This window comes from Streptomyces sp. XM83C, from assembly GCF_023072675.1.
Lineage (GTDB): Bacteria > Actinomycetota > Actinomycetes > Streptomycetales > Streptomycetaceae > Streptomyces > Streptomyces thermocoprophilus.
Genome location: NZ_JALLGL010000241.1, coordinates 1 through 9,468, shown reverse-complemented (window position 1 = coordinate 9,468; position 9,468 = coordinate 1). Strand labels below are relative to the sequence as shown.

Here is a 9,468-nt window from a genome sequence, read left to right as displayed (position 1 = left end):
CGACCGCCCCCGCCCCCAGCAGCCACACCCGACCGTCGAGTTCGGCGAGGCGGGGCAGGGTGACGGGCCGGTCGGTGTGCAGGGTGAGCAGATCGTCCAGGGGGTGGGGCAGCAGCCGGGCGAGCTCGCCGGTCGCCGACCCGTCCCACGGCACGAACAGGCCGACCGGCACGCCCAGCCACACCCCGTTCGGTGTGCCGAGGAGCGCGGCGCCGGCGATCCGTGCGGGATGCTCGTCGCCGATCGCCGCGTACGCCGCCGCCGCGAGACCCGCCGCGACCGCGACGAGGAGCACGGTGACGAGCGCCGACACCGCCGGCCGTACCACCCGGTGCACCACCGCGAGCCCGCTCGGCAGCGGTGTGCGCCGCGAGGCCAGCAGCGCGATCAGCAGCACCCCGGCCGTCCAGCCGAGTCCGCCCAGCAGCGTCGGCCCGGTGTCGACGGTGAACCCGACGGCGGCCTTCGCGTCCACGAGGTCGCCGAGCCGGTCGGGCAGCAGGCCGCTGATGTCCCCGAGACCGGGGACCTCGATCCCGCCGCCCCCGCTGCCGCCGCCCGGCAGGTCGTCCAGGCCGAGCGATCCGCCGTCGAGGGTGATGACGTCCTGCCCGGCCCAGACCAGCCCGCCCAGCATCGCCGCGGACACCGCGACCACCGCGCCCGCGCGGACCAGGAGTTCGGCGGGGGAGATCACAACGCCCGCCGTCCGCAACGACCGTAGGAAAAACCAGGACAAAAGCAGCGCACCGACCAGGCTGACGCCCAGTGGCGTGATCTCGATGGCCGTCTGTGCCTCCGCCCCGGTGAGACCGAACGCGGACACGTCCCCGGACGGCGTCACCGAACCACCCGCACCGAGCGCCACGACCGCCGCGGTCATCGGCCCCGACGAGCCCGCGGTGTCGGCCCCGAGCAGATGCAGACCGAGCGCCGCCGTCCCGGTCATGCCGATGAGGGCCCAGCTCACGGCCGCCACCGCGGTCAGCAGAGCATCCCCCCACGGCAGGCGCGTGCCGTGTTTCGTCGTCGCCCAGGCCGTCACCGAATCCATGGCAGACCCCCCGATCCGCGGCGCGGCGTCCGCCGCGCTTGTCCCCCTCGTGGGGATTACCACTCTCCGGTCCGGTTTCCGCCCCGTCAACGGCACCTGTCGCAGCGTTGTTGCACCGCTGTCACAAGGCCCGACTTTCGGTCAGGGGGCCGCTCCTGAAATAGTTCCCCCCGATGTTCGACATCCCTAGACTCCCTGTGATGGGGGTAACTCGGGGGACAACTCAGTGGGGCATGGAGTGCCGGAACTCGTACTGGAAACTAACGGACGTACCTGGACGCTCGATCCGTCCAGGTCTTACACCCTCGGACGTGATCCGCAGGGCGACATCGTCTTCGACGACGCCAGGGTCTCCTGGCGCCACGCCACGGTCAGCTTCAACGGCCGCAGTTGGGTCATCGAGGACCACGGCAGCACCAACGGCACCTTCGTGCAGGGCCATCGGATCCACCACCTGGAGCTCGCTCCGGGCACGACGGTCAACCTGGGCAACGCCACGGACGGCCCGCGGCTGAACCTGACCGGTGCCGCCGTCCCCACGCCGCAGCCGCAGCAGCCGTACGCGGCGCAGGGGTCCGACGCGGGCTGGGCCCACGCCCCCCAGCAGCAGGTCCCGCCGCAGCAGGCCGCCCACCAGCAGGCACCGCAGCAGGTGCCGCAGCAGCAGGGCGGCTGGCAGCGGACGCCCGGCGTCCCGCAGCAGGGCCCGGCCGAGAACCTCGTGCCGAAGGCGTCCGGCGTCGGCGCGGGGGCGCCGCCGGTGTACGGGGACCGCAGCCCGACCACGTTCCACCAGTTCTCCCTCGGCCGTGTGATGCGCATCGGCCGTGCCCTGGAGAACGACCTCGTGGTTTCCGACCTCCAGGTCTCCCGGCACCACGCGGAGTTCCACTCCACGCCCGACGGGCGCATGGAGATCCGCGACCTGGGCTCGCACAACGGCACCTACGTCAACGGTCTGCCGATCCCCAAGGGCGGCTCGCAGCTGCTCGGCCCGACGGACATCGTCGGCGTCGGCCACTCCACGTTCCGTATCGTCGGCGACCGCCTCGAGGAGTTCGTCGACACCGGTGAGGTGTCCTTCTCCGCGCGCCATCTGACGGTCACCGTCGACGGCGGCAAGCAGATCCTGAAGGACGTCTCCTTCGGTGTGCCGGAGAAGTCGCTCATCGCGGTCATCGGCCCGTCCGGCTCCGGCAAGTCCACCCTGCTCAAGGCGCTGACCGGCTACCGGCCCGCCAACCAGGGCGAGGTCCTCTACGACAACCGGAACCTGTACAAGCAGTTCGCCGAGCTGCGTCAGCGCATCGGTCTGGTCCCGCAGGACGACATCCTGCACAAGGAGCTGACCGTCAAGAAGGCGCTGAAGTACGCGGCCAAGCTGCGTTTCCCCGCCGACACCACGGCGGCCGAGCGCGAGGCCCGGATCGACGAGGTGCTGCGCGAGCTGAAGCTCGACATCCACAAGGACAAGAAGGTCACCTCGCTCTCCGGCGGTCAGCGCAAGCGTGTCTCCGTCGCGCTGGAGCTGCTGACCAAGCCGTCGCTGATCTTCCTGGACGAGCCCACCTCGGGTCTCGACCCGGGCATGGACCGCGACGTGATGCAGCTGCTGCGCGGTCTCGCCGACGACGGCCGTACGGTCCTCGTCGTCACGCACTCGGTGGCCGAGCTGGCGCTGTGCGACAAGCTGCTGGTGATGGCGCCTGGCGGTGCGGTCGCCTACTTCGGCCCGCCGGAGGAGGCGCTGAACTTCTTCGGCTACGACTCCTGGGCCGACGTCTTCTCCGCCTTCGAGAACTACCGCGACTACGACTGGGCGGGCCGCTGGAAGGGCTCGCAGCACTACCAGATGTACGCCGCCGACATCGACGCCGTCGCCCCGCAGGCGGTGCAGATGCCGCAGATGCAGGCGATGAAGCCGCCGAAGCCGCAGGGCTGGATGTCGCAGTTCGCCACGCTCGTGCGCCGCTATGTGTCGGTGATCGCCTCCGACAAGGGCTTCCTCGCCCTGATGGTGATCCTCCCGGCCGTTCTCGGCGCGGTCAGCCTGCTCATCGATGCGGACAAGGGCCTGCTGCCCAACCCGCCGAACCCGCAGACCGGCCGCATCATCCCGAACGGCACCGCCACGACCGTGCTGCTGATCCTCGCCGTCGGCGCCTGCTTCGCCGGCGCCGCGAACTCGGTGCGTGAGCTGATCAAGGAACGGGTGATCTACGAGCGTGAGCGCGCCACCGGCCTGTCCCGCTCGGCGTATCTGATGTCGAAGGTGTTCGTGCTCGGCCTGATCACCGTGTTGCAGGGCCTGATGGTCGGCGTGATCGGCTTCACCAGCCGGGAGATCCCGGAGAAGGGCCTGGTCCTCGGCGGCGCCACGCTGATCGAGCTGTCGCTGCCGATCATGGCGCTGGGCTTCACCGCGATGATGTTCGGCCTGATCATCTCCTCGCTGGTGAAGACCGCCGAGAAGACGATGCCGCTGCTGGTGATGTTCGCGATCGTCCAGGTCGTCTTCACCGGCTGCCTGTTCACCCTGCACGGCTCGATCGGCGTCAACCAGTTCTCGTTCCTGATGCCCTCGCGCTGGGCGGTCGCCGCCGCCGGTGCCACGCTGGACTTCAACAGGATCAGCCCGCCGGAGACGGCCGGTGACACCGACCCGCTGTGGGAGCACAGCGTCGGGGCGTGGGCGATGGACATGGGCGCGCTCATCGCGCTCGGTGTGATCTGCGGCTTCTTCGTGGCGCGCTTCCTGCGCCGCCACGAGCCGGAGGTCATGCGCAAGTAGCCGGCGTTCCGGAACGACGGCGGAGGGCGGCACCCCTGTCAGGTGGGTGCCGCCCTCCGCCGTCATGTACCGAGGTCCGCGCCTGCCTCAGTACGCGCTGTTGACGTTGTCCATGGAGCCGTACCGGTCGGCCGCGTAGTTGCACGCGGCGGTGATGTTGGCGACCGGGTCGTAGATGTTCCAGGACGTGCCGGGGACGTGGTACGCCTTGAAGGTGGGCGGGATCACCTGGAGCAGGCCCTTGGACGGCACGCCGTTGATGGCGTTGATGTCCCAGTTGTTGATGGCCATCGGGTTGCCGGAGGACTCCCGCATGATGTTGCGGTAGATGCCGTTGTAGGAGCCCGGGATGCCGTGCTTCTTCATGATGTCCAGCGACTCGCGGATCCAGCCGTCCAGGTTGTTCGGGTACGACTTCACCGCGGCCTTCTTGATCGTGGCGCGCTGGGCGGACCGGCTGGCGGCCTCCTTGGCCTTGCGGGCGGCCTCGGCCTTCTTCGCCGCGGCAGCGGCAGCGGCCTTCTTGGCAGCGGCCTTCTTCGCGGCGGCCGCCTTGGCGGCGGCAGCCTTCTTCGCGGCGGCGGCCTTGGCCTGCGCCTGTGCCTCGGCCTTCTGCTGGGCGGCGATCGCCTCGGCCTTCACGCTCGCGGCAGCCAGCTGGTCGGTCAGGCTGGGCTTGACGTTCTCGAGCTTCCCGCTGCCGGCGACGACCTGCTGCTGCGTGGACGCGGCGACCTCGCTCGTCGTGGTCTCGGCGCTGCTGGGCACGGCGGAGAAGGCGAGGGCGGCGGCACCGAGGGCACCGACACCGGCGATCGCGATCTTGTGGTGCTTGGTGAGCGTACGACTGCGACCACGGGTGATGAAGTTCTTGGGCATGGCGAAAGGACCTCTTCGAATAGCGCGGAGGTCGCTCATGTCCGGCAGAGGGACAACGGGTACTTCCCACACGAACGCCGCGGGGGTCGAACCCGCGGCGCTGAGCGACGGGAGCAATTCTTAGCGGCCGCAAAATCCTGTGGCAAAGGTGTGACGTACGATCCCCCATAGTGGATCAGCAAATGACAAAACGGGACAGACTGGGCCGTCTGTCCCGTTCGTATCGGGCGCCTGTGTCTCCTATGTCGCTTCGTACGTGACGTGCGCCCTATGCGCGGGCTCACATCGAGCCACCCGCGACCTCACCATCCGTTGCGGCAGCAATGCACTCAGTCAAGCTCGTCCCCCGGCAGGACGAGATGCACGTCGCCGAACTCGTGCCACAGATAGCGCCCCCGCAGCGCCTCCTCGTACGCCCGCCGCACCGCGGCCCGCCTCGCCACCGCCTCCAGCATCAGCAGATGCGACGCCTCCGGCTCGTGCAGCCCCGTCAACAACCCGTCCACCACCCGCACACCCCGCTCCGGCGTCACCACCAGACCGGTCCACCCCGCACGCGCGCGTACGACCCCGTCCGCACCGGCCGCCGACTCCACCGCCCGCACCGCCGTCGTCCCCACGGCCACCACACGCCCGCCCCCGGCCCGCGCCGCGTTCACCGCCCGTGCCGACGCCTCCGGCACCGCGAAACGCTCCGCGTACGGCGGCTCGTGCGCCTCCGCCGACGCCACCCCCGTGTGCAGCGACACCGGCGCGAACTGCACCCCCCGCCGCACCAGCTCCAGCACCGTGCCCGCCGTGAAGGGCCGACCCGCGCTCGGCATCTCCGCGCTCCCCGCCCCGTCCGGCGACGGCACCGCGAACACCGTCTGATACACGGACAGCGGCTGATCCCGCTCGGTGTACGCGTACCGCACCGGCCGCCCGTGCTCCCGCAGCAGCCCCGGCAGCTCCCCGAACGCGTGATGCGTCACCTCCGTACCCCGCGACACCAGCAGCCGTACCCCGTCCCGGCCCAGCCCCGGACCCCGCTGCTCCACGGGCACCCGCGCGGACAACCCATCCGGCACCCGCAACGCGAGACTCACCGCGCCTCCAGCAGCGCCGACGCCGTGTACCTGCCGCTCGCCGGCCGCTCCTGAAGCAACCGCACGAACGCGGGCGCCACCTCCTCCGGCGCCGGCATCCCCGACAGATCCTCGCCGGGCTCGGCCGCCGCCGCCATCCGCGTCCGCATCCCGCCCGGATCCACCCACCACACCCGCAGCCCCGGCTCCTCCACCGCCAGCACCGCCGACAGCAGATCCGCACCCGCCTTCGTCGCCCCGTACGCCCCCCACGTCCGGTACGCCTCCACCGCCGCGTCCGAACTCACATTCACCACCGCACCCACGGCCGACCGCCGCAACCACGGCAGCGCCTCCTGCAGCAGCCCCAGCGGCGCCACCAGATTCGCCTCCAGCGCCGCCCGGAACCCCTCCAGCGGCTGCTCCGCCAACGGCACCAGCGGCTCCGCGCCCAGCAGCCCCGCGTTGTTCACCAGCAGATCCACCCCGCCCAGCCGCCCGGCCGCCGCCACCAGCTCCGCCCGGTGCGCCGCGTCCATGACATCCCCCGCCAGCGCCTCCACACGCACACCCGACGCCGCGATCCCCGCCGCCGCCTCCTTCAGCGCCTGCGCCCCCCGCGCGTCCAGCACCAGATCCCAGCCCCGCGCCGCCAGCGCCGCGGCCACAGCCCGGCCCAGCCCACGGGACGCCCCCGTGACGATCGCCACCGACATGACCCCCGCCTCCTCGTTGTGAAGGTCCCGAGCCGCCGCACCCGCGGCGACGACCTCACCGTAGGAACGCGGGTCCCGCCCCCGCCTCGGCCGCGAGCAGCAGACCGCCGGGCCCTTCGCCCTACCCGCGCGGGGACCCCCGACGTAGGCCCGCGGACCTACCCGGAGGCCGCCGACGGCCCGATCCGCGCTGTCGTACCCCGCCGGTACCGTGAGCTCATGAGTCACGGTCCACAGTCCGGCCTCGCCGCGGTGAGTTCCGCGCTGCTGGCCATGAGCAGGCACCTGGAGGTCCGCGACGTCCTGAAGACGATCGTCGCCTCCGCGCGCGAACTGCTCGACGCGCAGTACGCCGCCCTCGGCGTGCCCGACGACCACGGCGGCTTCGCCCAGTTCGTGGTGGACGGCGTCAGCGACGAGCAGTGGCGGGCCATCGGCCCCCTGCCGCGCCAGCACGGCATCCTCGCCGCCATGCTCCAGGAAGCCCGTGTCGAGCGCCTCGCCGACGTCCGCAAGGACCCCCGCTTCGAGGGCTGGCCCGCCGCCCACCCCGACCTGTCCGACTTCCTCGGCCTGCCCGTCCGTGACGGCGAGGAGGTCATCGGCGCCCTCTTCCTCGCCAACAAGAACTGCCCCCGGCAGAACGGCACCTGCGGCTTCTCCGCCGAGGACGAGGCCCTCCTCGGCATCCTCGCCCAGCACGCCGCGATCGCCCTCACCAACGCCCGCCTGTACGAACGCAGCCGCGAACTCACCATCGCCGAGGAACGCTCACGCCTCGCCCACGAACTCCACGACGCGGTCAGCCAGAAACTGTTCTCCCTGCGCCTGACCGCCCAGGCCGCCGCCCGCCTCGTCGACCGCGACCCCGTCCGCGCCAAGGGCGAACTGCACCAGGTGGCACAGCTCGCCGCCGAGGCCGCCGACGAACTGCGCGCCGCCGTCGTCGAACTGCGCCCCGCCGCCCTCGACGAGGACGGCCTCGTCGCCACCCTGCGCACCCAGACCCAGGTCCTCGACCGCGCCCACAGCGCCCGCGTCACCTTCACGGCCCGCGGCATCCGCGCCCTGCCCGCCGCCCAGGAGGAGGCCGTCCTGCGCGTCACCCAAGAGGCCCTGCACAACGCCCTGCGCCACTCCGGCGCCGACCACGTCGAGGTGACCCTGGAGCGCGCCGGCGCGGGCGCCGTCCTGCGCGTCACCGACGACGGCAGCGGCTTCGACCCGCAGGCGGTGCGCCGCGCCGGACGCCATCTCGGCCTGGTGTCCATGCGCGACCGCGCGAGCGGCGTCGGCGGCCGGCTCACGGTGGAATCGGCGCCCGGCAAGGGCACCGTGATCGAGTTGGAGGTTCCCGGTGGCTGATGCGATCAAGGTGCTGCTCGTCGACGACCACCAGGTCGTCCGCCGGGGCCTGCGCACCTTCCTGGAAGTACAGGACGACATCGAGGTCGTGGGCGAGGCCGCCGACGGCGCCGAGGGCGTCGCCCGCGCCGAGGAACTGCGGCCCGACGTCGTCCTCATGGACGTCAAGATGCCGGGCATGGACGGCGTCGAGGCCCTGCGCAAGCTCCGCGAACTCGACAACCCGGCACGGGTGCTGATCGTCACCAGCTTCACCGAGCAGCGCACCGTCGTCCCCGCCCTGCGCGCGGGCGCCGCCGGATACGTGTACAAGGACGTCGACCCCGACGCCCTGGCCGGCGCCATCCGCTCCGTCCACGCAGGCCACGTCCTGCTCCAGCCGGAGGTCGCGGTCGCACTGCTCTCCCAGGAGGAGACCGGCCCCGGCCAGGGCCGAGGCGGATCGCTCACCGAACGCGAGCGCGAGGTGCTCGCCCTGATAGCGGACGGCCGCTCCAACCGGGAGATCGCCCGCGCCCTCGTCCTCTCGGAGAAGACGGTCAAGACGCATGTGTCGAACATCCTCATGAAGCTCGACCTCGCGGACCGCACCCAGGCCGCCCTCTGGGCTGTTCGTCATGGTCTGTCCGGATGATCGGCAACATGGAGCGTTCCCTTCCGGGCTGAGATTCATACCGTCGTGGGAATGTCCCCCGAATGGCGCATCCCCCGCCCGGGTCCGGCCGTTCTCCAGTGCGTGCCGCGGCGGACCGCCGCGGCGATCGCTAGGAGGGCTCGAAAGTGAAGAACCTGAAGAAGGCAGCGGCCGTGACGATGGTGGCGGGCGGGCTGGTCGCCGCCGGTGCCGGCATGGCCTCCGCCACCAGCGCGCACGCCGACGGCAAGGCCGTCGGCTCGCCGGGTGTCGTCTCGGGCAACGTCATCCAGGCCCCGGTGCACATCCCGGTCAACGCCGTCGGCAACAGCGTCAACGTCATCGGCGTGCTGAACCCGGCCTTCGGCAACCTGGGCCTCAACCACTGACCTCGGCCGTACGACGCACACGGTGACGGGCGGTCCCCGGAACCACGGATCCACCGGGGGCCGCCCTCCGCCGTACCGCCGCCCTGTTCGTCATCTGGTCGCCTGGTCGTGGGAATGACCCGAACGGGCAGTACGGCCACCGCCGGGCGTGCCGTTCCGCCGTACTCCGCGTTGATCACCACGCGATCCGCATGCCGGATCGCCACGCACACGCAGGAGGACATTTCCATGAAGATCGCCAAGAAGGCAGCCGTGGCCCTCGCCGTCGCCGGTGCCGCCACCGCCGCGACCGCCGGCGCCGCCCACGCGAGCGCAGGTGCCGACGGCGCGGCCGTGAAGTCGCCGGGCGTCGGCTCGGGCAACGTCGCCCAGATCCCCGTGCACGTCCCGGTCAACGTCGTCGGCAACACCGCCGACCTCGTCGGCCTCCTCAACCCGGCCTTCGGCAACACCGGCGCCAACAGCTGACCCGAGGCCCGCCACCGGGGGGCCTTCCCGGCTCCCCGAGGCGGCCACCGGCAGCCCCCTCGGCCGAGGCACCGCCGACCCCGCCCCGTGCCTCAGCGCACCCCC

At 71.7% G+C, this 9,468-nt stretch carries 9 protein-coding genes; 5 read left to right on the top strand and 4 right to left on the bottom strand.

Annotation, left to right across the window (positions count from 1 at the left end):
- Positions 1 to 1,054: streptophobe family protein (locus MTQ10_RS22905; RefSeq protein WP_247471895.1), on the bottom strand; the 1,054-nt coding region annotated here is incomplete at its 3' end.
- A 238-nt stretch (positions 1,055 to 1,292) separates the two neighbouring features.
- On the opposite strand from MTQ10_RS22905, the gene MTQ10_RS22900 reads away from it, so the two are divergent.
- Entirely contained in the window at positions 1,293 to 3,845 is a 2,553-nt protein-coding gene (locus MTQ10_RS22900; protein WP_247471880.1) for an ABC transporter ATP-binding protein/permease, read from the top strand.
- An 87-nt stretch (positions 3,846 to 3,932) separates the two neighbouring features.
- On the opposite strand, the gene MTQ10_RS22895 is transcribed toward MTQ10_RS22900, so the two are convergent.
- The 3 genes from MTQ10_RS22895 to MTQ10_RS22885 form a co-directional block, all read right to left on the bottom strand.
- On the bottom strand, positions 3,933 to 4,724 hold the full coding sequence (locus MTQ10_RS22895) for a transglycosylase SLT domain-containing protein (RefSeq protein WP_247471877.1): 792 nt from the start codon (positions 4,722 to 4,724) through the stop codon (positions 3,933 to 3,935).
- Between the two features lie 329 nt (positions 4,725 to 5,053).
- Complete coding sequence (locus MTQ10_RS22890; protein ID WP_247471874.1) at positions 5,054 to 5,812, bottom strand: S-adenosylmethionine:tRNA ribosyltransferase-isomerase; 759 nt, start codon at positions 5,810 to 5,812, stop codon at positions 5,054 to 5,056.
- Positions 5,809 to 6,507: an SDR family NAD(P)-dependent oxidoreductase gene (locus MTQ10_RS22885; protein WP_247471870.1), complete on the bottom strand. Its 699-nt coding sequence runs from the start codon at positions 6,505 to 6,507 to the stop codon at positions 5,809 to 5,811. Before MTQ10_RS22885 ends, MTQ10_RS22890 begins: the two co-directional genes overlap by 4 nt.
- Before the next feature lie 219 nt (positions 6,508 to 6,726).
- On the opposite strand from MTQ10_RS22885, the gene MTQ10_RS22880 reads away from it, so the two are divergent.
- The 4 genes from MTQ10_RS22880 (at position 6,727) to MTQ10_RS22865 (ending at position 9,363) form a co-directional block, all read left to right on the top strand.
- Positions 6,727 to 7,872 (top strand): GAF domain-containing sensor histidine kinase, encoded by a 1,146-nt coding sequence (locus MTQ10_RS22880; protein WP_247471867.1) that lies wholly within the window; start codon positions 6,727 to 6,729, stop codon positions 7,870 to 7,872.
- Positions 7,865 to 8,506: a response regulator gene (locus MTQ10_RS22875; RefSeq protein WP_247471852.1), complete on the top strand. Its 642-nt coding sequence runs from the start codon at positions 7,865 to 7,867 to the stop codon at positions 8,504 to 8,506. The genes MTQ10_RS22880 and MTQ10_RS22875 overlap by 8 nt, the downstream gene beginning before the upstream one ends.
- A 146-nt stretch (positions 8,507 to 8,652) precedes the next feature.
- Positions 8,653 to 8,895, top strand: coding sequence for a chaplin ChpE (gene chpE / locus MTQ10_RS22870; protein WP_247471849.1), 243 nt, complete (start codon positions 8,653 to 8,655; stop codon positions 8,893 to 8,895).
- A gap of 228 nt (positions 8,896 to 9,123) precedes the next feature.
- Entirely contained in the window at positions 9,124 to 9,363 is a 240-nt protein-coding gene (locus MTQ10_RS22865) for a chaplin (RefSeq protein ID WP_247471832.1), read from the top strand.
- The last annotated feature ends 105 nt before the right edge of the window (positions 9,364 to 9,468 follow it).